A 22566-nucleotide genomic window follows, 5' to 3' on the forward strand; every position below is an offset into this window, starting at 1 on the left:
CGGATGCATAACCTCGCCCTCGCCGGATAGGCCAGCGGGCCGTACGGCAGCCCGCCATGCCTGAGGCGACCCGGAGATCATTTACGGGACAGCCCTTAGTGCTGTGACCGGGAACGTTTGCCGGGTTGCTGGTTGTGCTGCTCGGATGTGACGGCTTCGACTGGTATGGGAAGCGAGTATGGCGTTACATGAACGGGCCCAACCACCTTCCCAACAAACGGCCCCGGGGAGGAGGCACCGACAAAACAAACAAGCCCTCGGTCAAGTAGACATGAACAAGGTCAGGACCTGAGGAATTACGTGGCGCCAGGCCCTAATAACGTGATCGTTCACACTTTGCGGAGTCCCAGCGTTGGTATCCACCAGGGTGCCGCCCTCGTTGAGGAGCCCGCCTTCAGGAACTCCTTCACCAGATCCAGGACGCGTTTGTCTCCGACACGTTCCCGTACTCGGTCCATGAGTGCCGAATGCGAGACTTCGTCGAGCAGGCTTTGATGTCACCCACAACAACCCACTCATAGGAGCGGGATGCGAAATGATGCACCTCAGCCACTACGCCATGAGCCCGGCGATCCGGGCGAAACCTGTAGGAACACGGGAGGAAATCCGCCTCGAAATTTGGCTCCAAGGGACCGAAAGTGGTTTCGAGCCTTCGTGAGGGCGGCGAGGTACTCACCGTAGAGAACGCGTCGGGTGTCGGTGAGGCGCTGTGCTTGATCTCTGCGCCAACGGCGACTGTCGAGGATGGCGCCGGAGGCGGTGGCGATGACGGCTCCGGTGATGGCGCTCAGCAGGTACGCAGGCCGGGGCGGTTCATGCTCAGGCATCGATGTGGCCTGGCTGAGCACGATGCTGTGGAGATGACGGGACGGTTCATAGACGCTGGACGACGAGGGCGGTGTCGTCGGTGAGTCCGCCGGGCGGGAGCAGGTCGGCCAGCAGGGCGTCTGCGAGGGGTTCGGGGTCGGCTGCCTGGTGGTGGGCCAGGGAGGCAGCTAGGCGCGCGAGACCGGTGTCGATGTCTTCGCAGCGGCGTTCGATCAGGCCGTCGGTGTACAGCACGAGGACGGCACCATCGGTGAAGGGCGCGGTGGCCTGGGGTCGGGGGATGTGTTCAAGGCGGGCGCCAAGTGGGGGGTCGGTGGCCTGGTCCAGGAAGGCGACGGCGCCGTCCCTCTGTAGGAGGACGGGTGGGGGGTGGCCGGCGCTGCTGTAGGTGATGGTGTGGGTCTCCCAGTCAATGAACGTCGTGGCAGCAGTGGTGTTCTCAGCACCGGCGATGGAGCGAGCGTACAATCCGACGACGTCCAAAGCCTGGGCGGGGCCGTGGGCAGCGCGGCAGGCGGCGCTGAGCGCGCTGCGCAGTTGTCCCATGACGCCGGCCGCGGACAAGCCGTGGCCGACAACGTCGCCGACGGCGACTGCGATGCGGTCGCCGGGTAGGTCGACCAGGTCGTACCAGTCGCCGCACACGTTCAGCGTGTCGATAGCAGGCCGGTAGCGTACGGCCGCTCGGTGGCGTCCGACCGCACAGGGAGCGGGCAGCATCGCTTCTTGCAAGCTTAGCGCGAGGCTGCGAGCGCGGATGAGTTCGGTGACCTCCTCCGCCCGGTGCAGCAGCAGCGTCACTTTCCCATCCGGACCAAGGATGGGCACGTTGATCGAGCTCCAGTACCGCTCGTCCCATACCCCGGGCCGGTCGGGGTCCTCAAGGTCCGCACGCTGCAGCGCCAGGGTGTCGCGCTTACCACTTTCCGCAGCCCGGAGTAGTGAGGCCTGAACGTTGGGGATGACGATCGCAGCGGGGTCGTCTGGGTTGTCGCGGAAGTCGTCGGGCAGGTAGCTGCTGATCACCTGCTCGCGGGAGCGGGCCACCATGCGCAAGAACTCCTCGTTGGCGTCCACGTACACCAGCTGCGGGGTCAGCAGCGCCACCGCCCCGGGAAGGGCTTGGAACACCGCTGCGTAGTCGATCTGCGGTTCCGTCACGTCTCACTCGCCTCAATGAGCCCCCCTGGTGTGTCTCTCAACCATAGGAGTCTTTCGGCGGAGACGGGCAGGTCGCACGGGTCCCGGTGGACGAGGGCGGGCGGACGACAGAGCCGGTCCGGGAGGTCAGCGAGCGCACGGAGACAGTGACCCGCACCGTCGTGCGCCAGGGACCCGTCGAGATCAGACGCGTTCCCGCTACCCGCATCAGCGGCCAGCCCTAGACCCTGTCCGAGGACGCGATCGAGTGGGCCGAGGCGCTGCGCTACCTCCGCGACCTCGCGTTGAAGGGGCGCATCCCCGCGCAAGTCCGTGAACGGCTGGCGCAGACATGCGAGGCGACAGCCCGCGCCCTGCGCACAGAGAACCCCCGGACGCCCACGGAACAGGCCGACCCGGGATTCGCCCCGGACGAAACAGACTGACGAGAAAAGCAGGGGCCTGGACCTGGTTGCGCCACTGCGGAGCTCCACGAGCCGGAGGCCGGTTCGTGGGCCCGCACCGCACACGGATCGGGGCCCGGACCTCATGCGGTCCGGGCCCCGATTTCACCCTGTCCAGCTGTTCAGCCGCAGGGCTGTGGGATCACTGGGTGTCGGTGCTCTTGCCCACGAGCGAGGACAGCAGCTCGACCATGGTCGCGTTGACCGTGCGCTGCTCGTCGATGAAGCCGTCGATGTCGATCTCCCGCTTCAGACTGTCAAGGCGCTGGGTCATGTGGCCGCCGAGATTCTCTACCTTCTGATCCAGGTTCCCGATTTGCAGACGCACCGCAGTGAGGTCGGACTTGATGATCCCGAACTCGCGGGAGTCCTGAGCCGAGACCTCTTCGAAGCGCCGGGTCAGGGCAGCGAGCTCGCTGTGAGCGATGGGGTCCTCGGGCACGCGGGCACTCCTGCCAGATCACACAACCGCGGATAAGAAGACTCCACGATATCGTGCCCGTATCCCGTACGGCCCTGATCGGAAGCACCCGCGACCGATCATCGGTGACCGGTTGAATCAAGTCGCCATCCATGCCGAGCCAGGCGTCGAGGCGGCTCCACGCCAGCGCGCGAGGCTGTAACGGGTCACCAGCCTCCACGCGGTACGCGTGGTATCCTCCACCCACGCGTGGCCGGCCGCAGGCAGCCCGTGGACGCTCCTCAGGTTCTGAGTGATCTTCTCCTCCGAGATGTAGACGTTGCCTCGTCCCAGGTACTTCAGGACGTGCACCGCGAAGTAGTCCACATCCCGCGGACGACCCTGTCCGCCGAGGATCCGCTTGAGGTCCTGTCCGATCTTGGCTCCGATGCTGTGATCACCCTGGCCCTTCTCGTCCCAGAACCTGCTTGCTTCTGGCCTGGGGAGGATGTCGATCAGGTCGACCAAGTGGGCGAGGTCGGGGTCGTCGGCCAGGGTGATGATATCGTTCATGGTTCCTCCGCCTTGGGTGAGGCACTGTCCGCCGTCGTGGGAACGGGGTTCCAGGACGGCCGCCGCAGATCATCGGGCCCATGACACGGGCGACGCCCGCGACTCCGAAATGACTGCCCGGTTCTCCACCCGCATTGGCTGAGATCCACCGCTTCGCCTCTGCCGCGCTCCTCTCGCCGGCCGCCGCAACCTGGCGGCGGCGCTGTGCACGAGCCGCCGCAACCGGAGTCGGCGCATCCTCCGGGACGACGTCGGGATCGGGGAACGCCCGGCGTGACACCTCTCGCATCGGGGCGGTCTGCCGCTCCACCGCCTGGGCGATGCCTGGGGTCCGTCCGGGACGGCGGCGCGGCCCTGGCGGCGTGTCTCGATCGCACGCCGATAGCCGTCCGGCGGTGTCCGGCGCTCCACCGGCGCGGCGGCCTCGGTCACTGCGGCCGGCTCAGTAGTTCGGCCAGCGGGTATGAGCGCGGCGCGGCTTTCTCGGGAGGAGCCGTTTGGCGATCCGGCTCATGAGCCGGGCGGTCGGTGGGCGTTGGGGCGGGGGCAGGTCCTGAGGGGCCGGTGGGCGTTCAGGGGCCGGCGGGTCCTGAACGGTCAGAGGAGGCGCTGACCATTCCCGGGCGATGATCCGCAGGTGGTACTGGTGAGTGACGAATGTGTAGCCGTGAGGGAGGTTCGGAGCGCGGCGTGGCCTTCTGATGGGCAGGCCGGAGGGCGTACGCGCGACCGGGGGGTTGGGCCGCGGATTGTGCCAGGGGCCGGGCATCCGGACAGAACCTATGGTGTTGAACAGGACTCGTGCCTGTGGGATGTCGAGTTCCCCGGTGTCAGTGGTCTCCGGGACGGGAGGTTCGTTCTGTGGCTCGCCTGGCGGGAAGATCACGAGTCGGGGTGTGGCGGCTGCCGGGGGGTTTCCGGGCTTCGCTGTCGGTGATGCGGTCCCATGCCTTCTCCGAGAGCCGGATCCTGGCCGCGGGGACGCTCAAGGCTTCGAGGAACGCGGTGAGGTGAGAGCGTGAGGGCGGCTGTTCGCCCCGGAGGATGACACTGAGGCTGCTCTTCGGCAGCCGGTGGTGTCGGCCGTCGGGGGTCTTTCCCGCCGCGCTCTGCAAGTCCCGCAGGGACGGCTGGCCTTCCCTGGCCCGTAACTCGACCATGGCGTCGAGCAGTTTACCGAAGTGGTCGATGAGTTTGGGATGGGTCATCACGGAACGCACCGACGTGGCGAGGTCCCCGAATTCCGTAGAGGCCCTCGCGCGGCGCCGCCGCTGTGCTTCGGCTCTTTGTGCGGCCTTCCACCGCCGAAGCGCTTCGTCTGTGTCCGCGCCGCACGCCTCGGCGTAGGCGAGCACCACCTCGCGCGACGCCTTGCGGCCGCTGGCCCCGCGCGAGAGCGTCGCCGGGCTGAACCGGTGGCCCGTCAGTTCGGCCATCTTCGCGTAGGTGACAGCCCGGCGCTCGCGCTGCGTCCGAAGCCACAGCGCGAGTTCCAAGGACTGTCGGGTACGCGCGAAGACGGCGCATTCACGCCGCCCCATGGGACGGTCAGGCCGTCCCGGTGAGCGGCGGCGCTGTACGCATCGCCCGGACGGAGCGGCCAGCGACGTACAGAGCGCCGCTGATGAATTCGATGGCGCCGAACAGCGGCATCCCGAGGGCGGCGAGCGTCGCAGCGACGACAATGGCGACGACCACGACGATCAGCTCTTTGGTCGTGAGCGCTCCCTGCGAGGGATCACTGCCAGCAGCCGGCGGAGAGGGGAACAACCGCATGCGTGACACCTGCCTGTTCGCGGCTTCGCAGGCCGACCCGGCCGTGACAGCCGGATCGCGCTCCCGCTATCCGGTGCGGTGGCCTGTTCGATCACCACCCATCCGCCCCTTTCACTTCTGCCGCAGTGAATGCGTACACCTCAACCCGAGTCGCAAACTTGGTGTGTGTTCGAACGCCTGCGGTCGCCGGAAAAAGTACTGGGTAACGCCTGGGGCCGGAGCAGCAGCTAGCTGCTGCTCCGGCCCCAGGCGTTTGCTTCGATTGACGTGCCGCAACCGTGCAACACGGCGGCCGCACCATCGAGAGCGTCGCCGTCCACGTCGGCCAGCGACTGCCGGCAATGACCTGTGCCATCTGGCACAACCGCGCCATCAGCCAGCCCGTCACCCGTTCACTGATCACCTACAACCACTGACGAACATGTCAACAACTTGTCCAGCGTTGTTGGCCGCGTGCGTCGGCATGATGCCCCGGCTTGCTGGGACAGTCGCTGCCGGTCCAGCAAGCGTGGGTCCCTCGAATCTGCTCAGGCCGGTCAGGGTGCCCACAGCCCGGTAGATGGTGTCTTGAGCGGGCCGTAGCCTGACTGCTGATGATCAAAGAGCCCTGGGCGTACCGCACTGCCAGCCGTTTGGGGTTCCGCTGCAGACCGTAACGTAGCCGCTGCGGAACGATCCGCTGAAGGGGTAGGTCTTGGTGGAGAAGGTCTGGTAGTCGGCATTGGGCGAGATAGAGACCTCGTAGTTCCGCGTGCCTCCGCTACTGCTGGTGATCTTGAGGTAGACGGCGCTCTGTCCGCTGTAGTTGCCGTCGTCCGTCACTCGCCCGTTGATCTTGACATTGGTCGCGTTGACCACCACGGAGCCGTTGTAGAAGCCGTCGGGGCCGGCCGCGGTGACGGATGCGGCGGAGGCTTGTGACGCCGCGCCCATGGTGAGAGCGGCGACCGCTGCAGCGGCACCGAGAACCTTGGCGACCCGGGAAGTGCGAAGATGCATTTTCATCCCCTGTGTGTTTCGTGTGGACGTTGTGTACTCACCATGCCGGGGCGGCCTTCGGGGAACCTTCGGAAAGTCTGGAATCGAGCTGTCTTCGGTGGTCAGCGGCGGGTAAAACAGACTGACGTGGCCATGGCAGGGGTGGGGATGGCGGTGCGTTTCGGGGTCCTGGGCGCCATCGCGGTGTGGCGAGGCGGGGTGCCGGTGGATGTGGGCCATGCGCGGCAGCGGTGGGTACTGGGGGCGTTACTCGCCGACGCTGACGGTGTGGTGTCGGCGGATGTCCTGGTGGATCGGGTGTGGGGCGCGGATGCACCGGGTCGGGGCCGGGAAGCGCTGTACGGTTATATGTCCCGGTTGCGGCGGGTGCTGTCCGGGCTCGGGGCGGACATCGTGCGGGACCGGGGCGGATATCGGCTGAAGGTGTCGGCCGGGTCGGTGGATGTCCACCGGTTCCGTGACCTGGCCGACCACGCCCGCGCGGTGCGTGATGACGAGCAGGCGGCCTCGTTATGGGAAGAGGCTCTGGGGCTGTGGCGCGGGGAGGCGTACGCCGGGGTGGACACCCCGTGGTTCAACGCCCAGCGCGACTTCCTCGAACGGGAGCGGCTGGCCGCGCAGCTGAACCTGGCCGACATCCGGCTGCGTCTGGGACAGCACGACCGGGTACTAGCCGAACTGTTCGCGCGGGCTGAGGCCCATCCGCTGGATGAGCGGATGGCCGGTCAGCTCATGCTGGCGCTCTATCGCGGTGGCCGGTCTGCCGACGCCCTGACGTGCTACCAGGAGATCCGGCGGCGATTGGGGGAAGAGCTGGGGACCGACCCTGGCGCAGCGCTGAGGCAGCTCCACCAGCAGGTCCTCACAGCCGACCCGGCGCTCACCACAGCCGCCCGTGAGTCCGAGGCCGGCGCCGGACCGGAATCCGCTGCGGTGCCCCGGCAGCTTCCGGCGCCGCCTTCGTTCTTCGTCGGCCGGGACCGCGAACTGGCCCATTTGGATCGCCTGCTGGAGTCACAGGCCGAGCGGGGCGGCACGGTGGTGATTTCCGCGATTGGCGGCACCGGCGGCATCGGTAAGACCTGGCTGGCTCTGCGCTGGGCCCACCAGCAGCAGAAACGCTTTCCCGACGGCCAGTTGTACGCCGACCTGCGCGGCTTCTCCCCCTCCGAAGAACCGGTACCGCCAGAGGTGGCGCTGCGTATGTTCCTCGACGCCCTGGGTGTTGCCCCTGCGCAGATCCCCGCAGACCTGGACGCCCAGGCCGCGCTCTACCGCACCCTAGTCGCAGACAGGCGCCTGATCATCGTCCTGGACAACTCCCGTGACACCGCCCAAGTTCTGCCTCTGCTCCCCGGCAGCCCCCATTGCACCGTCCTGGTCACCAGCCGTCACCAACTCGGCGGCCTGATCACCACCCATGGCGGAACCCCCCTCACCCTGGATGCGCTGACAGACGCCGAGGCACACGAGTTACTCACCCGCCACCTCGGCCCCCACAGGACTGCCTCCGAGCCTGAGGCCGTCAGTACCCTCCTGAAGCACTGCGCGGGCCTCCCCCTGGCCATCAGCATCCTGGCAGCCCGTGCCACCATGAACCCCGCGCTCACCCTGGCAGCACTGGCCGCGGAACTCCAGGAGACCACGCCCCGGCTCGACGCCCTGGACGCCGGCGAAACGACCGCCAACCTACGTTCGGTCTTCGCCGCCTCCTACCGCGCCCTTGCTCCTCAGACAGCCGACGTCTTCCGGCAGCTCGCCCTGGCACCCGGCCCCGACATCAGCCTGCCTGCCGCCGCAAGCCTCACCGCCCTTCCCCTCCCCCGCCTCCGTACCCACGTGCGCGAACTGCAGGCCGCACACCTGCTCCAGGAACACACACTCGGCCGCTACACCTTCCACGACCTGCTGCGTGCCTACGCCACCGAACTTGCCGACACTTTCGATACCGACAGGGAGCGGAGCGCGACGCTGGGCCGGATACTCGACCACTACGTGCACACCGCGCACACCGCCAACAGACTGCTGCTACCCCACCGGGACCCGATCAGCCTGACACCCGCGGCAGACGGCGTCTCTCCCGAACAGCTCACCACCCATCACCAGGCTCTGGAATGGTTCACCCGTGAACGAGCACCTCTCACCGCAGCCGTTGAACACGCTGCGCTCGTCGGCAGCGATGCCCGCGCTTGGGAGCTGGCGTGGACAAACGTCACTTTCCTCAGCCGAGGCGGACTGTGGCACGACGTGGAGACGGTCGAGCGAACGGCCCTGGCAGCCGCTACGCGGCTCGGGGAGCGCTCGGCACAGGCCGAGTGCCATCGAGAGCTTGCTTACGCCTTCGCACTGACGGGCCGTGGCCCCGAGGCCAGCCGCGCGCTCTTACGGGCACTCGAACTGTCCACGGAGGCCGGTGACGTCCTGGGGCAGGCCCACACCCACATCGCGTTGGGCTGGCTACACGAGTACCAAGGCGACCAGCAGACAGCTTTCCGCCACGATCTCACTGCTCTGGAGTTCTTCACCTCGCTCGGTCACCGGCCCGGACGGGCCAGAGCACTCAATGCGGTGGGCTGGGACCACATCCAGCTCGGTCACCACCAGCAGGCCATCTCCCACTGCCGGGAGGCGCTGGCCCTGCAACAAGAACTTCAGGACGAGCGCGGCCAAGCGGCCACATGGGACACCCTGGGCTACGCCTACCAGCAAACTGACGACTACCGGAACGCCATCGACAGCTACCAGCACAGTCTCGAACTCAACCAGACACTCGGGCATCGCTACAACGAGGCAGAGACCCTGGTCCACCTCGGGGAAACCCACCGTGCCATCGGCGCCCTCAACGCGGCACAGGACGCCTGGCAACAGGCCATCGCCATCCTCACCGAGGCAGGCCACTACGGCGCCGAGCTCGACCGGATCCGCGCCATGCTCCAGAACCTCGACGGAGCCCTGGCGTGAAACAGGCTTCGCTGGAGTGGCCTTGGCCCACTGATGTGATCGCTTCATGCCGATCGGCCGGCTTGGTCAGGCCCGCTCCGGTCGGCGGGGGCGCAGTGGCCGGTAGCCGGCCGGGTCGAGCTTGGCAAGTTCGGTGTCAACCTCGACGTTGATGGTTCCGAAGAAGTTCACGTTCTTGCTGCGGGCCGGGGAGATGTGTGCCAGCAGTTCGTCGTCGACCGCGCGGTCCTCGGTGCACATCTGTGCGATGGCCAGGCTGTAGTACTCCGTCGTCCAGGTGACCACCGCGTTGGTCAGCAGCGTCAGGCACCATGCCTGCTCGGTCTGCGCAGCCAGGTGGCGGTGCCGGATCCCGCCCTCGTGCGCGTAGAGCAGGCTGCGGCGCAGCGAGTGCAGCGACTCGCCCTTGTTCAGCTGCCGGGCGGTCTTCCACCGGTAGATCTCGTCGGCCAGATAGCGGGCGGCATTAGATCGTACGGCGGAGCGCTCCGTGCTCCTTCAACGCCGCCGCCAGGATGTTCTGCGGGGAGGAGGCGGACAGCTTGCCGACGCTCAGCGAGGCGGTGGCGTGCCCGAACTTGATCGACCCCGCCAGCCGCAGCAGATCGTCCCAGTTCTCCTCGATCGGCCCTATGTTGATCTTCTGTTGACGTCCCGCTGCGGGTCCATCCGATACAGGGTGATCTTCCCCAGGTCCGGATACGCGGCGAGAGCAGCATCCCGACCAGGTGGAACAGTGCGAAGTTGACCAAGGTCACGCCATGCGTATTGGTCGCGTGCTCGATGATCGGCAGATCGGTCTTGTTACCCATGATCTCAGTGCACCGGCCTGCCGCTCCACCGCTGTCGCGACGGCCGGGGCGGCGATCGTACGGGCACGACGCCTGGTGCACAGTGAGCGCGCTTTCCGATGGGCGGGCGAGGCCAGTTTGTTGCTCTGTACTTCGTGGGGACCACTCAACTGCACAAGCAGGCGCTTCTGTTGTCAGTGGTGGCCGCTACCGTCGGGAGCAGGGGGGCGACGTTTTGATCGGCCGCCCTGAGTCAGCTGCGGGGCGGGCGCCTCGCCGTGGTGAGCTGGAGGTCGTATGGCCCTGGACAAGCGTCGGGTTCAGACAGCGGTGACCGGTGACGCGGACTCGGAGTCGCCGGTGGTCTTGCCGATGGAGGCGATCGAATGCAGCTTTGCGACTACTGTTGGTTCATCATCTGGTCCTGAGGCCGAAGCGATCGGCCTCCGCCTCAGCTAGTCGACCGGTCTATTATTTGTAGGCGATCGGTCGTATACTCAGTGCCATGGGACGCACCAGTGATGCGAGGGAGAAGATCCTTACGGCCGCGCAGTCGCTCATCGAACTGCGAGGCTACTCAGCGTTGGGCGTGGCTGAGATCTGCAAGGACGCCGGGGTACCGAAGGGCAGTTTCTACTATTTCTTCGAGTCCAAAGAGGCTCTTGCGCTGGCCGTGCTGGACGAGCACTGGGAAGCCCAGCGTGACGAGTGGATCCGGGCCCTGCAGAACGATGCGGAGCCGCTCCTGCGGCTGCGTCAGCTCTTCGAGGAGACCGCGGCTGGCCTGCGCGCAGGCCAGCAGAGCTGCGGGACCGTCTCCGGTTGCATGTTCGGCAACCTCACCCTGGAGCTGAGCAACCAAACCGAGCCCATCCGCGCACGCCTGCAGCAGATCTTCGGGGCCCAGGTGGAGATGGTCGAGAAGGTCATCGCCGAAGCCCGGCAGCGTGGGGACGTCACCGTCGGGGACATCCGGGAGGCGGCCCGGTCGGTGGTCGCCCAGCTTGAGGGCCAGGTGTTGTTCGCCAAGCTCTACAACAACACCCAGAACCTCGAAGCTCTCTGGGACAACTGCTTGTCGCTGCTGTCCGCACGCCGACCGGACGCAGAGCCGCTCAGCTACTGACCGGCTCCGAGCCTCACCTGGACGGAAGGCACGCAATCGCATTCGTGCACGGTTTCGGCTCATTCGGCCGACCGGATTCGGTGTGAGTGGTGTGACGGCATCCGCGTCTTGATGACGCCGAGCGCGACAGGGCTGCCAGACAGGCAGGCCACCAGGTGGGTGTTGGCTGGCCATCGGCTGGGAGGTCGGCTGCAGGCCGCGCATGATCAAGGATGTCGGCGGCGATGCCTGGGACACACCGGTGATGAAGGCAAATGCCCCTGTCAGGAGTGCAGGAGTGTCCCACCACCTGCGGTGGGAGCCCGCGTCTATCAGCTGGAGGAAAGCGTGTCGTGGAAGGACCCCCGGCAAGTGGCGCACCGTGACGCCATGGGTACGCACAGGGGCACGGGTCGATTCCGAGAGAGATCCGGCGATCACATCGATGTTCCCAGGAAGGAGGCTTCTGGTGATTTCGCCGCTCACTGATCTCGGGCTGGAGCTACCGGTTCTGGCGGCGCCGATGGCAGGCGGCCCGACCACACCCGAGCTGGTCATCGCGGCGGCCGGCGCCGGCAGCATCGGCTTCCTCGCCGGTGGGTACAAGACAGCGCAGGCCCTGGCTGAGCAGATTGCCGGCGCACGCTCGGCGGGCGTCGGCTTCGGAGTCAATCTGTTCGCCCCCAGTCCTGTCCCGGTTGATCCCGGGGCCTTTCGCGCCTTCGCCCGCGCGATCGCACCGGAAGCCCGTGCATACGGCCTCGACTCCGCAGAGGCACGGATCATGGAGAACGACGATCACTGGGAAGACAAGATCGATCTGCTGGTCTCTTCCCCTGTCCCTGTCGTCAGTTTCACCTTCGGCATTCCGGAAGCGGCCATCATCGCGGCCCTTCGCGCGAGCGGCACGCTGGTGGTCCAGACGGTCACCTCGCCGCTGGAAGCGCGCACCGCCGCAGAGGCAGGTGTCGACGTACTCGCGGTGCAGGCTGCCGCCGCGGGAGGCCATTCAGGCACGTGGACCCCGCACCTCGCGTCCCCCGCTGTATCCCTGCCCGATCTGCTGAAGGCGGTTCACAAGGAGGTGCCCTTGCCTCTTGTCGCCGCTGGTGGCATCGCAACACCGGACACCGTGACCGAAGTACTCGGGGCCGGGGCTGCGGCAGTCATGGCAGGCACCGTCCTGCTGCGCGCCGACGAGGCCGGGACCTCTGCCCCGTACCGTGCCGCGCTCGCTGACCCGGCACGCCGTCAGACCGTGATGACGCGGGCGTTCTCCGGCCGCCCGGCGCGAGCGCTGCGCAACGACTTCACCGACCGATACAGCAGCCTGGCCCCGGACGGCTACCCCGCCCTCCATCACCTGACGAGCCCCATGCGCCGCGCCGCGGCGTCAGCGAACGATCCGGAGCGGATCAATCTGTGGGCCGGCACGGGCTACCGCCACGCGACGGCGGAGCCCACCGCGCAGATCCTCCACCGGTTGGCCTCCCGGGTCTGAGAGCGGCTGCCCCACCTTGACTGAGTGGATCGGTGGGTACTTTCGGGGGCAACCAAGGCGGACGGTCTCGGTCGGCAGGCGAGCCCCTGCGACGCGGCTGCGATATTCTCCGCTGCCGACCGGGCCGCTCCGGACGGTTGGTTCGGCGCCTGGACCGTCGGGGAGTGCGCAGTTCGCCAGCGCGGGACGCCGACGGGCGGAATTCGCCTCCGTGGCCGACCCCGACGGTATCGCCCGGAAGTTCCGGGCCACCAAGCCGAGGCACCGGACGGACCGCACCCTCCAGAGGGCGCGCAGACAACACATCGCTGGCCGCGAAAGGGTGTATACCCCCAGCGATACCGGGCGTTTGTGCCTGGCCCCGCCGGCGAAGCCGCCTGCCCCTGCGATGACGACCGCCACTTCAGGACGGTCCGGGAACACGCCAAGCGCCGCGACCAGCATTCAACGCGGGCGCCGACGCGGCACCGGCCGATGCGGCGACCGCCGGCGCCGGCGCCGGCCAGGGGATACGCCGCCTCCGACAACAAGTCACGGTGGAACGGGTCCCGATTTGAAACTAGCCGACCGGTCTACTATCTTAGAAGTCGGTCAACTTCCGACCGCACATCCCAAGTCCCCCATGAAGTGGAGCCCCGCTGTGGCCACCCCCGTCAAGCTCGCCGTCATCTACTACTCGTCGACCGGCACCATCGCCGAGATCGCCAAGGAGCTTCGCGACGCCGGCGTCAAGGCCGACGCCGAGGTCCGCCTGCTCAAGGTCGCCGAACTCGCCCCCAAGGCAGCCATCGAGTCCAACCCCGCCTGGGCTGCCAACCACGCCGCCAGCGCGGATATCCACGAGGCCACCCCCGAAGACATCGAGTGGGCCGACGCCGTCCTCTTCGGGACCCCCACCCGCTTCGGCAACGTCTCCTCCCAGCTCAAGCAGTTCATCGACACCCTCGGCGGTCTCTGGGCCCAGGGCAAACTCGCCGACAAGGTCTACAGCGGTTTCGTCTCCAGCGCGACCGCTCACGCAGGCCAGGAGTCAACCCTGCTCGCGCTCTACAACTCCATCCACCACTTCGGCGGCATCACCGTCAGCCCCGGCTTCACCGACCCCACCAAGTTCACCGACGGCAATCCCTACGGCACCTCTCACGTCGACGCCCAGGGCAACAACCCCGTCGGCGAAACCACCCGCACCGCGGCCCGCGTCCAGGCCGAGCGCGTTGTCAAGATCGCCACTGTACTCAAGGCGGCTGCCTGATCAGCCCGCCGACGCAACCCTGTCGATACCGGCGCGTACCACATCGCGAACGCACTGCAGGTGCCGCCGACCCGACAGCTCCACCTCTTGAGGACAGGTCTGTCCAGCCTCCGGCGCGGCGCTGAAACCGAGAACGGCAAGCGGCACCGCTTCACCGTTCGGCCGAAGCGGCCTCCAGCGGACCGACGGGCCGCGACGCCTCGCGGTCTGTCGGCGATGGGCCGATCATGTCCCCATCAGGAGCCACCCCTGCAGAACCGCGAAAGGAATAGGACCATGAAAGAGTTCCTGGTCGAGCTCACCACGACCGTACCCAAGGGCACCGACCCCGCCGAAGTGGATCGGCGCCGTGCCGCCGAGGCCGCCCGCGCGAAGGAGCTCAGCTCCGAGGGCCACTTGGTCAGGCTGTGGCGCCCGGTGGGCGAGCTCCGCAGCATCGGCGTGTGGCGCGCCGAGGACGAGACGGATCTGCGCGAGAGGGTCCTTGGAACACTGCCCCTGTGGCCCTGGATGACCGCAGTGGTCACCGCCGTACAACCACATCCCAACGACCCGGGCGACCCGGGCGCGGCCGACCGCACGGTCTGATCGACCCGCCTCCCGCTTACGCAGTCTTCGGCCGTGGCGGCCCCGGGAAGCAAGGGTGGCTACTGCACCACACGGGATGCCGCGGTCCGGCGTCGGACCGGTCCCACGAGCAGGGAACAGCCATCACCTGGCGCCGCCACGTGCCGCCCCTTCATGTGAGGAGAACCTGATGACCAGCACAGCAGCGCAGGAAGCGATTTTGCGTGGAGTCATGGACCGATGGAAGGCATCGGTCGATGCACATGAGCCGCAGGAAGTCGCCGCATGCTTCACCCGAGACGCCATCTTCCAAGGGCTCCATCCCTACTCCGTCGGCCGCCAGGGAGTTGCCGAGTACTACGACAGCCAGCCTCTTGGGTTGGTCGCGGACTACGAGGTGCTGGAAACACGGCAATGGGCGGACGATGTCCTCTTCGGGTATCTGGGTGTCAACTTCTCATTCACCGACCGCCCGACCATCCGAGTCACCCTCAGCGTGACTCTCAGGCGAGTCGCCGACGAGTGGAGCATCGCCCACTATCAGGTATCGAAACTAGGTTGACGACCCCCTCCGAAGCGACGGTCCGGCCCTTGCGCGCGTACGGCACCCTGTGTCCCACTCCCTCGGCCGCGTACAGACGCAAGTGTCCCCACCCAGGGGGCGTCGTTCTCCGAACATTCGATGGGCGCGCCGCACCTGGCGGCCGTCGGGACGGCTCACGGCTCGGGTAGCGGCGACGTGCGTCCCGGGACGCGCTCCTTCCATCTGATGGGCGCAGGCTCCCATCGGACATATGACGCCACGACCGGATAAGCATCCGGCTGGAGAATTGTCGACCGGTCGACAATTTTCAGTCGGGGCTGGACGGCCACGGCTTCTACCATCGCTCCGTCCCACCGTGTCCAACTCTTCTGTGGCCCGCAGAACTACGGCGCAGGTCCTTGACCAGCGATGACCGCAGTTATCCATCAGCGGTCGCAGCGTCCCGGAGGACCCGGTGGCCATTCGCTCCGAGCCATCAACGGCAAACCATCATCAGCCACAACCGGTCCCCCCGGACCGCCGGCCATTCTTAGGGAACCACGATGAGCACACCAGACCGGAAGGTCGCCGTCATCACCGGTGCATCGCAGGGCATCGGCGCCAACCTGGTTGACGCCTACCGCAAGCTCGGATACGCCGTAGTCGCCACCTCCCGTGGCATCGCCGCCTCCCAGGATCCGGACGTCCTCACCGTTCAGGGAGACATCTCCGACCCGTCCACCGCCGAACGTGTCATCACCACCGGACTCGCTCGCTTCGGCCGTATCGACACCCTGATCAACAACGCGGGCATCTTCATCTCCAAGCCGTTCACCGAGTACACGCAGCAGGACTACGACGCGGTCACCGGCGTCAACCTGACCGGATTCTTCCGCATCACCCAGCTCGCCGTCGAACAGATGGCCCGTCAGGGAGGGGGACACATCGTCCAGATCACCACCAGTCTGGTCGACCACGCCAGTTCCGTAGTCCTCTCGGTGCTGGCCTCCCTGACCAAAGGCGGTCTCCAGTCCGCCACCAAGGCGCTGGCCATCGAGTACGCCACCCGCGGCGTCCGCAGCAACGCTGTCTCACTCGGCGTCATCAAGACACCCATGCACCCCGAGGAGTACCACGACACGCTCGCCGCACTGCACCCGGTCGGCCGGATGGGAAAGATCAGCGACATTGTCGACGCGGTCGTCTACCTCGAAAACGCCCCCTTCGTCACCGGAGAGATCCTCCACGTCGACGGCGGCCAGAGTGCCGGCCACTGATCCCGGACCCGTGCCCGGAGGGGCAAGCCCAGGATGCCCCGTGCAGCTCGCGGGGTGCCCACGTCCTCACCAGGAGTTCCCATGAGCAAGACGTTCCTCATCACGGGTGTCAGCAGCGGCCTGGGGCGCGCCTTCGCCCGTGAGGTGCTGGCGGCAGGCCACCAGGTCGTCGGCACCATCCGCAAGCCGGAGCAGATTCCCGAGTTCGAGGCCCTGGCCCCGGGCCATGCCACGGGGATGCTGCTGGACGTCACGGACGACCACGCCGTGACCGCCGTGACCGACCGAGTCGAACGAGAGGTTGGTCCCATCGAAGTGCTGATCAGCAATGCCGGCTACGGAGTCGAGGGGACCGTGGAGGAGTCGTCGATGGACGACCTGCGCCGCCAGTTCGATGTCAACGTCCATGGGACGGTGGCGGTCATCAAGGCTGTCCTTCCCTTCATGCGGCGCCGACGACGCGGGCACATCGTCACTCTGTCGTCCATGGCGGGCCTCACCGCACTGCCCGGGGTCGCCTTCTACGGCGCCAGCAAGTTCGCCGTCGAAGGCATCTCCGCCTCCCTGGCCCAAGAAGTGGCCCCGTTCGGCATCCACGTCACCTCTCTCGCGCTCGGCTCATTCCGCACGGACTGGGCAGGACGCTCCATGGTCCGCGTCCCGCGCAGCATCCCCGACTACGACACCGTCTTCGGCCCCATCCGCGCCGCCCGCAAGGCCAACGACGGCAACCAGACCGGTGATCCCGCCCGCGCCGCCAAGGCCCTCATGACAGTACTGGACGCCGAGGATCCCCCCGTACATCTGGTGCTCGGCAGCGACGCGCTGCGCCTGATCCAGCAAGGCCGGCAGCGACTCCAGAACGACATCGACGCCTGGGCCCCTCTGACCGCCTCCACCGACTATCCGGCCGACGACACTGACACAGGACCACGAACATGACCACCGCCCCCGCGCCCCTGCCCGTCGACTTCTGGTTCGATCCCGTCTGCCCATGGACCTGGCTGACCTCCCGCTGGATGCTGGAGGTCCGCGCTACCCGGCCGATCGGCATCACATGGCATGTGATGAGCCTGGCCGTCCTCAACGAGACACACCTCGACCAACTGACGCAGAACATCCGCGATCTCATGGACCGCGCCTGGGCACCCGTCCGCGTGCTGACCGCCGCGCAGACGGCCTTCGGCTCCGAGGTACTTGAACCCCTGTACACCGCGCTCGGTACGCGCTACCACCTTGAGCGGCAGCCGAAAACCCGCGCCACCATCGAGGCCGCCCTCCGCGAGGTCGGACTGCCCACGGACCTCGCCGACGCGGGTGAATCCAACGCCTATGACGAGGCGCTGCGCCAGTCGCACGGCGAGGGCATCGAGCACGTAGGTTCCGAGGTCGGGAGTCCGATCATCGCCGTACCGGGCCCGCGTTCTCCGGGCAAAGTGGCCTTCTTCGGCCCTGTCGTCACCCCAGCGCCCAAGGGTGAGGAGGCGGCGCGCCTCTGGGACGGCACCCTGGCCGTCGCCTCCGTACCCGGCTTCTACGAGATCAAGCGCAGTCGCAATGTCGGCCCACTCTTCGGCTGAGAGCCGATCCGGTCACAGACGGACTTCGGCGGAGTGAAGCGATCGCCTCGATGCCGACGGCATCGCCAGCTGAGCGTGCCTATGACGCCATGTCACACGCTCTCGCGAAGTAACAGCGGGAACCTCCCGAAGTTGTCCTCCGACCAGTGCCCGACGGACTGGCCGTCCGGGCGGCAGTCGACAGAGATGCCGCTGAGCTGGACCTCGCGGCCGGACGGGAAGATTCCAGCCTTCGAAGCCGACGGACAAGTCGGCGTGGAACGCCGCGGCGACCGCTCGCGGCCAGAGGTACGGGCCAGTGGTGGAACCATGCGGTTCTCGGCTCCGAGCCTCGGCCGGAGTGGCGAGGGGCTGCACTGGCTGCGGCGTGCCGACTGCACACCCAAACTGCTATACGCGTCGATCGGTTTGGGTGTGCAGTGGTAGGGGCGGGATCGGTCCACACTTCCCAACGGCTCCCTGCCCTGTCAAGGAACTAATATGGGGAAATACCTTCTGATCCGCAGTCATTGCAGCCTCTCACCCCGAGTGAGGGGGCGTTCGTGCGCGAGCCGAGCCGTGTCATGCTGGCCCTGCCACGGGCGGTCGACACCGACATCGGACGCGAAGCCAGGCTTCCGCTCTCCGAGTACACACCTCTGATGCACTTGTCCGAGGCGCCGGGGAAGGCGATGCGGATGAGCGAACTCGCAGCCGCCTGCAGCATTTCCCTCAGCGGGATGACGCGCGTCGCCACCCGGCTGGAGAGGCAGGGCTGGGTCGAGCGTACCAAGTCGGCCCAGGACGGGCGTGGCTGGAACACCGCTCTGACCGACACCGGCCTCGCTCGCTGTGAACAGGCGTGGCCGGCCTTTCTGGTCAGCGTGCGACGACACCTCGTCGAGCACGTCAGCGGCCGGGACCTCACCCACGGGGCGTCGTCGGCAGATCGGCCAGGAGTCCATCTGTTCAGTGCGAGAGGGCGCCGCCGACCGTTGGCCGTCTTCTCTTGATTCCGAGCCGCTCGTCGGGGCCGAGAGGACCACGGCAGCCCTGATGAACCGGACAGGTGATCACCGCTCGATCATCCGTCAGCGGGACTGAAGCCGGTCGCGGACGAGCGGTACCACCTCGGTGCCGAAAAGCCGGATCGACTCCATCAGCTGGGTGTGCGGCATCGGCCCCATGCCGCACTTGAGGTCGAACCTGCTGGCACCCAGCTTCTGCATGGTCCGCGCGATCTTCTCGGCGACTGTCTCCGGCGAGCCGACGTAGAGCGATCCGTGCTCAAGCTCGCGCTCGTAGTACTCGCGGGTGATCGGCGGGAAACCACGCTCGTATCGCGCCTCCAGAAGATAGGTCTGGTAGTAAGTCCAGTACTCCTCGATCGCCTGCTCGTCGGTGACGGCGACGTGACCGGGCGAGTGGATGCCGATCGGTCGTTCGGGGAAGCCGTTCTTCTCCAGGCTCTTCAGGTAGAGCTCGGAAAGCTTCGCGAACCGGGCCGGATTTCCGCCGATGATCGCGAGCATGAGACTGAGGCCGTACTTCGCCGCGCGGACCACCGAGGCCGGGTTGCCGCCGACGCCGATCCAGGTCGTCAACGACCCGGACTCGGTTCGCGGTACGACGATCTGTCCATCGAGTGCGGCCCGGGTGGTCCCCTCCCATGTGACCGGCAGCTCGGATCGCAGCGCCGCGAACAACTGCAGCTTCTCCTCGAACAGCACGTCGTAGTCACGCAGATCGTAGCCAAAGAGCGGGAACGACTCCTTGCTGGACCCACGACCGAGGATCACTTCGGCGCGCCCGTTCGAGAGCGCGTCCAGGGTGGAGTAGCGCTGGAAGACGCGGACCGGGTCGTCGGAGCTGAGGACGGTGACCGCCGAGCCGAGGTGGATCCGCGAGGTGCGCGCGGCCACTGAGCCCAGCACCAGGTCCGGCGCGGACAGCGGCATCTCGGCGGTGTGGTGCTCTCCCAGCCCGAAGAACTCCAGCCCCGACTCCTCGGCCAGCACCCCCTCGTCAACGAGTGCGCGGATCGTCTCGGCGTCGCTGTATGGACGGCCCGTCTCGTCGACGGTGATGTCACCGAAACTGTCGACCCCGAAAGTAAACCTGGAACCGGTGAACCTGCTCATCCTGACCTCCAAGCAAATTGACACGTCAATTATATGGCGCATAATTGACGCGTCAATCAGAGGAGTGGTGATGGCGACGACACGAGAGACCAAGGGAGCCAAGCCTCGGCTGTCCCGAGATGCCCTGGCGACCTGGCGCAGCCTGCAGGACCTCACCGACGACTTGCGGCGCATCCTCAGCTCCGAGCTCCTGGACAGCGGACTCTCCCCGGCCGACTATGCGGTTTTGCTCGCGCTCAGCGAGGCACCGGACCGAGCCCTGCGTTCCTCGGAGCTCGCCGACAAAGTCGACTGGGAACGCAGCAGGCTCTCCCACCACCTCGCCCGCATGCAACGGCGCGACCTGATCCGCAGAGATCCGTGTGCCACCGACAGCCGCGGTGCCGTGGTGGTTCTCACCGAGGACGGCCTCGCCGCGCTGCGCAGTGCCTCCGGGCCGCACCTGCGCGCGGTGAAGTACTACTTCGCCGACGCGCTGACCGACGAGCAGATCACCCAGCTCGGCGTGATCCTCGCAGCCATCCGCCGCAACGTCGACGACAGGACCGCACAGTGAGGGAACTACCGTGAACGACGTGACAACGGCGCCTCGGATCGCCGTCCTCGGTGCAGGCCGGGTCGGCTCGGCGCTCGCACGGGCGACGACAGAGGCCGGCTATTCGGTCTCCGTCTCCGCGTCCGGAAGCCCGGAGGATCTGGACCTGATCGCCTCTGTCGTGATGCCCGGGGCCACCCCGATGTGGACCGGGGATGCGATCACCGCAGGTGACGTTGTGGTGCTCGCGCTCCCGCTGCACCGGTTCCCCGCGCTCGACCCGGCACTGTTCGCCGGCAAGATCGTCGTGGACAGCATGAACTACTGGCCGCCCATCGACGGCAGACAGGACTTCTTCGAGCGCGGTGACACGGGCAGCAGCGAGATCGTCCAGGAACACCTGACGCGAGCCGACGTGGTGAAGACCTTCAACCATCTCGGTTACCACGAGATCGAGGCCGACCGGCGCCCTGCGGGAGACCCGAACCGCCGCGCGCTCGGCGTGGCAGGTGACGATCACCGGGCTGTCGAGCTGGTCGCCTCGATCGTCGACAGTATCGGCTTCGACCCCGTCACCTTCGACTCGCTCCGGCACGGACGCGCCTTCCAACCGGGCGAACCGATTTTCGGAACCCCCCTCACCCGGCCGCGGTTCCTCGACCTCGTCAGCGACCGGGCTGCGGCCTGATCACCCCACATTCCCTTCCTGTTGGAGGAGTCCACCATGTCCACCGTCACCGAACCCCCCCACACGCATACCTTCGGGCTCGACACCTTCGGCGACATCTCCAGTGCCGCCGACGGCACCCCGTACACCCACGCCGACGCCATCCGTAGCGTCGTCGAGCAGGGAGTACTGGCCGACGAACTCGGCATCGACAACTTCAGCATCGGCGAACACCACACCGACGACTTCCCGATGCCGGCCGGGGACGTCGTCCTAGGAGCCATCGCGGCACGCACGTCGCGCATCGGGCTCGGCTCGGCGGTCACCGTGCTCAGCTCCGACGACCCGGTCCGGGTCTTCCAGCGCTACTCCACACTCAACGCGATCTCCGGAGGCCGCGCCGAGGTCACCCTGGGCCGTGGTTCCAGCACCGAGTCCTTCCCCCTCTTCGGCTACGACCTCGCGGACTACAACGTCCTCTTCGAGGAGAAACTGAACCTGTTCGCGGAAGTGTTGAAGGGCGACCGGGTGACCTGGCAGGGCACCGTGCGGCCATCCCTTCGAGACCAGGAGATCGTGCCCGGGCTGGACGCCCCGCTGCCGGTCTGGGTCGGGGTCGGAGGCAACCCGAACTCGGTGCTCCGGGCCGCACGGTACGGCTTCAACCTCCGGCTCGCCATCATCGGCGGCTCGCCCACGCGGTTCAGACCGCTGGCCCAGCTCTACTTCCGGGCGCTGGGGCAACTCGGCTTCGGCCGGCGGCCGATCGGCATCCATTCCCCCGGTCATGTCGCCGAGACCGACGAGCAGGCGATCGACGATCTGTGGCCGGACTACCTGGACCTCATGACCCGGATGAGCCGGGTCCGCGGCTTCGCCATCCCGACCAAGGAGATGTTCCGGCACGAAATCGGGCCTGAGGGCTCCCTCTACGTCGGCTCGCCCACGACCGTCGCGCAAAAGATCGCGCACACGATGACCGCGCTCGACGCCGACCGGTTCGACCTCAAGTACGCGATGGGCCGACTCTCCGAAGACAAGCTGCGCACGAACATCGAGCTCTACGCGACCGAGGTGGTGCCGCGAGTGCGCAAGCTGCTCGGCGACTGACACCGCGTCGCGACGCGAACCAGCACGTCCAAGGCCCGCCGTATCCTCACCGGCCGGGAAAACAGAAATCGGCCTCGCGTTAGTCGATGCGGGCGGCATGCGGTACGCGGCATCCACAGCAGGCACGTACCCGGCGTCGTCGCAGGCGGCGAGCATCAGCTGCTCCACGCCGGGCACCGATTGGCCGGACCGATGGGGCTCAAGCGGCCGGCCGTGAGAGCCGCCCAGGCGCACGCCGAAGCCGCCTTGAACCGCTCCGGTTCTGATGGCGGGCTCCTCCGCCGATCCCGGAGCGGTTCTTACGAGTTGGTGTGTGATAGCGGGTGGGCATGCTCTGCTGGTGGAAGGCACGGTGGATCGTTCGGTCCTGGCACACCCGTTGTTCACAGGTGTCTCG

Annotated in this window: 23 protein-coding genes and 1 pseudogene; 14 read left to right on the forward strand and 10 right to left on the reverse strand. The window is 67.1% G+C overall.

Annotated elements, in window-relative coordinates; translation table 11 throughout:
* Positions 1-873: 873 nt before the first annotated feature.
* The 5 genes from M1203_RS38105 to M1203_RS38125 form a co-directional block, all read right to left on the reverse strand.
* Positions 874-1989: a SpoIIE family protein phosphatase gene (locus M1203_RS38105; RefSeq protein ID WP_249954455.1), complete on the reverse strand. Its 1116-nt coding sequence runs from the start codon at positions 1987-1989 to the stop codon at positions 874-876.
* 585 nt (positions 1990-2574) lie between these two features.
* Positions 2575-2874 carry a hypothetical protein gene (locus M1203_RS38110; RefSeq protein ID WP_249954456.1) on the reverse strand — a complete coding sequence of 100 codons (300 nt, stop codon included), beginning with the start codon at positions 2872-2874 and terminating at the stop codon, positions 2575-2577.
* 117 nt (positions 2875-2991) lie between these two features.
* Positions 2992-3405 (reverse strand): hypothetical protein, encoded by a 414-nt coding sequence (locus M1203_RS38115; protein WP_249954457.1) that lies wholly within the window; start codon positions 3403-3405, stop codon positions 2992-2994.
* A gap of 830 nt (positions 3406-4235) precedes the next feature.
* Positions 4236-4901 carry a helix-turn-helix transcriptional regulator gene (locus tag M1203_RS38120; protein WP_249954458.1) on the reverse strand — a complete coding sequence of 222 codons (666 nt, stop codon included), beginning with the start codon at positions 4899-4901 and terminating at the stop codon, positions 4236-4238.
* Between the two features lie 52 nt (positions 4902-4953).
* The gene (locus M1203_RS38125) at positions 4954-5181 is read right to left on the reverse strand and encodes a hypothetical protein (protein WP_249954459.1); all 228 of its coding nucleotides are present in this window, start codon (positions 5179-5181) and stop codon (positions 4954-4956) included.
* A gap of 278 nt (positions 5182-5459) precedes the next feature.
* Here M1203_RS38125 and M1203_RS38130 point away from each other — a divergent pair, with 278 nt between their 5' ends.
* The gene (locus tag M1203_RS38130; RefSeq protein WP_249954460.1) at positions 5460-5597 is read left to right on the forward strand and encodes a hypothetical protein; all 138 of its coding nucleotides are present in this window, start codon (positions 5460-5462) and stop codon (positions 5595-5597) included.
* A gap of 181 nt (positions 5598-5778) precedes the next feature.
* On the opposite strand, the gene M1203_RS38135 is transcribed toward M1203_RS38130, so the two are convergent.
* Positions 5779-6180 carry a hypothetical protein gene (locus tag M1203_RS38135; protein WP_249954461.1) on the reverse strand — a complete coding sequence of 134 codons (402 nt, stop codon included), beginning with the start codon at positions 6178-6180 and terminating at the stop codon, positions 5779-5781.
* Positions 6181-6327: 147 nt separating this feature from the next.
* Here M1203_RS38135 and M1203_RS38140 point away from each other — a divergent pair, with 147 nt between their 5' ends.
* Positions 6328-9141 carry a BTAD domain-containing putative transcriptional regulator gene (locus tag M1203_RS38140; protein WP_249954462.1) on the forward strand — a complete coding sequence of 938 codons (2814 nt, stop codon included), beginning with the start codon at positions 6328-6330 and terminating at the stop codon, positions 9139-9141.
* A gap of 66 nt (positions 9142-9207) precedes the next feature.
* Here the strand turns inward: M1203_RS38140 and M1203_RS38945 are convergent, their stop codons facing one another.
* The 3 genes and pseudogenes from M1203_RS38945 to M1203_RS39410 form a co-directional block, all read right to left on the reverse strand.
* The gene (locus M1203_RS38945) at positions 9208-9594 is read right to left on the reverse strand and encodes a Tn3 family transposase (RefSeq protein ID WP_283959521.1); all 387 of its coding nucleotides are present in this window, start codon (positions 9592-9594) and stop codon (positions 9208-9210) included.
* A gap of 13 nt (positions 9595-9607) precedes the next feature.
* Positions 9608-9781, reverse strand: a complete 174-nt coding sequence (locus M1203_RS39405; protein WP_374404815.1) for a Tn3 family transposase — start codon at positions 9779-9781, stop codon at positions 9608-9610.
* Between the two features lie 52 nt (positions 9782-9833).
* A pseudogene (locus tag M1203_RS39410) lies at positions 9834-9953 on the reverse strand (Tn3 family transposase); the annotation flags it as partial.
* A 484-nt stretch (positions 9954-10437) separates the two neighbouring features.
* Between M1203_RS39410 and M1203_RS38150 the strand changes: the two are divergent.
* From M1203_RS38150 to M1203_RS38190, 9 genes are all read left to right on the forward strand, one after another.
* Positions 10438-11058 (forward strand): TetR/AcrR family transcriptional regulator, encoded by a 621-nt coding sequence (locus M1203_RS38150; RefSeq protein WP_249954463.1) that lies wholly within the window; start codon positions 10438-10440, stop codon positions 11056-11058.
* Between the two features lie 448 nt (positions 11059-11506).
* Complete coding sequence (locus M1203_RS38155) at positions 11507-12538, forward strand: nitronate monooxygenase (RefSeq protein ID WP_249954464.1); 1032 nt, start codon at positions 11507-11509, stop codon at positions 12536-12538.
* A 640-nt stretch (positions 12539-13178) separates the two neighbouring features.
* Positions 13179-13790: an NAD(P)H:quinone oxidoreductase gene (gene wrbA, locus M1203_RS38160; protein WP_249954465.1), complete on the forward strand. Its 612-nt coding sequence runs from the start codon at positions 13179-13181 to the stop codon at positions 13788-13790.
* Between the two features lie 276 nt (positions 13791-14066).
* On the forward strand, positions 14067-14378 hold the full coding sequence (locus M1203_RS38165) for a muconolactone Delta-isomerase family protein (protein ID WP_249954466.1): 312 nt from the start codon (positions 14067-14069) through the stop codon (positions 14376-14378).
* A 169-nt stretch (positions 14379-14547) separates the two neighbouring features.
* A complete protein-coding gene (locus tag M1203_RS38170) occupies positions 14548-14919 on the forward strand; it encodes a hypothetical protein (RefSeq protein WP_249954467.1) in 372 nt (123 codons plus the stop codon).
* A gap of 524 nt (positions 14920-15443) precedes the next feature.
* A complete protein-coding gene (locus M1203_RS38175) occupies positions 15444-16157 on the forward strand; it encodes an SDR family NAD(P)-dependent oxidoreductase (protein WP_249954468.1) in 714 nt (237 codons plus the stop codon).
* An 81-nt stretch (positions 16158-16238) separates the two neighbouring features.
* On the forward strand, positions 16239-17099 hold the full coding sequence (locus M1203_RS38180; protein ID WP_249954469.1) for an oxidoreductase: 861 nt from the start codon (positions 16239-16241) through the stop codon (positions 17097-17099).
* A complete protein-coding gene (locus M1203_RS38185) occupies positions 17096-17737 on the forward strand; it encodes a DsbA family protein (RefSeq protein WP_249954470.1) in 642 nt (213 codons plus the stop codon). Before M1203_RS38180 ends, M1203_RS38185 begins: the two co-directional genes overlap by 4 nt.
* Positions 17738-18279: 542 nt before the next feature.
* Positions 18280-18729: a MarR family transcriptional regulator gene (locus M1203_RS38190; RefSeq protein WP_249954471.1), complete on the forward strand. Its 450-nt coding sequence runs from the start codon at positions 18280-18282 to the stop codon at positions 18727-18729.
* A gap of 78 nt (positions 18730-18807) precedes the next feature.
* On the opposite strand, the gene M1203_RS38195 is transcribed toward M1203_RS38190, so the two are convergent.
* A complete protein-coding gene (locus M1203_RS38195; RefSeq protein WP_249954472.1) occupies positions 18808-19857 on the reverse strand; it encodes an LLM class flavin-dependent oxidoreductase in 1050 nt (349 codons plus the stop codon).
* Between the two features lie 70 nt (positions 19858-19927).
* Between M1203_RS38195 and M1203_RS38200 the strand changes: the two genes are divergently transcribed.
* Genes M1203_RS38200 through M1203_RS38210 form a run of 3 tightly spaced genes read left to right on the forward strand, consistent with a single transcriptional unit; the run spans position 19928 to position 22169 of the window.
* Positions 19928-20413: a MarR family winged helix-turn-helix transcriptional regulator gene (locus tag M1203_RS38200; protein ID WP_249954473.1), complete on the forward strand. Its 486-nt coding sequence runs from the start codon at positions 19928-19930 to the stop codon at positions 20411-20413.
* A 19-nt stretch (positions 20414-20432) separates the two neighbouring features.
* Positions 20433-21080: an NADPH-dependent F420 reductase gene (locus tag M1203_RS38205; protein ID WP_249954474.1), complete on the forward strand. Its 648-nt coding sequence runs from the start codon at positions 20433-20435 to the stop codon at positions 21078-21080.
* Between the two features lie 36 nt (positions 21081-21116).
* Positions 21117-22169: an LLM class flavin-dependent oxidoreductase gene (locus M1203_RS38210; RefSeq protein WP_249954475.1), complete on the forward strand. Its 1053-nt coding sequence runs from the start codon at positions 21117-21119 to the stop codon at positions 22167-22169.
* The last annotated feature ends 397 nt before the right edge of the window (positions 22170-22566 follow it).

Origin of the sequence: Streptomyces sp. 35G-GA-8 (assembly GCF_023534745.1) — a bacterium.
GTDB lineage: Bacteria > Actinomycetota > Actinomycetes > Streptomycetales > Streptomycetaceae > Streptomyces.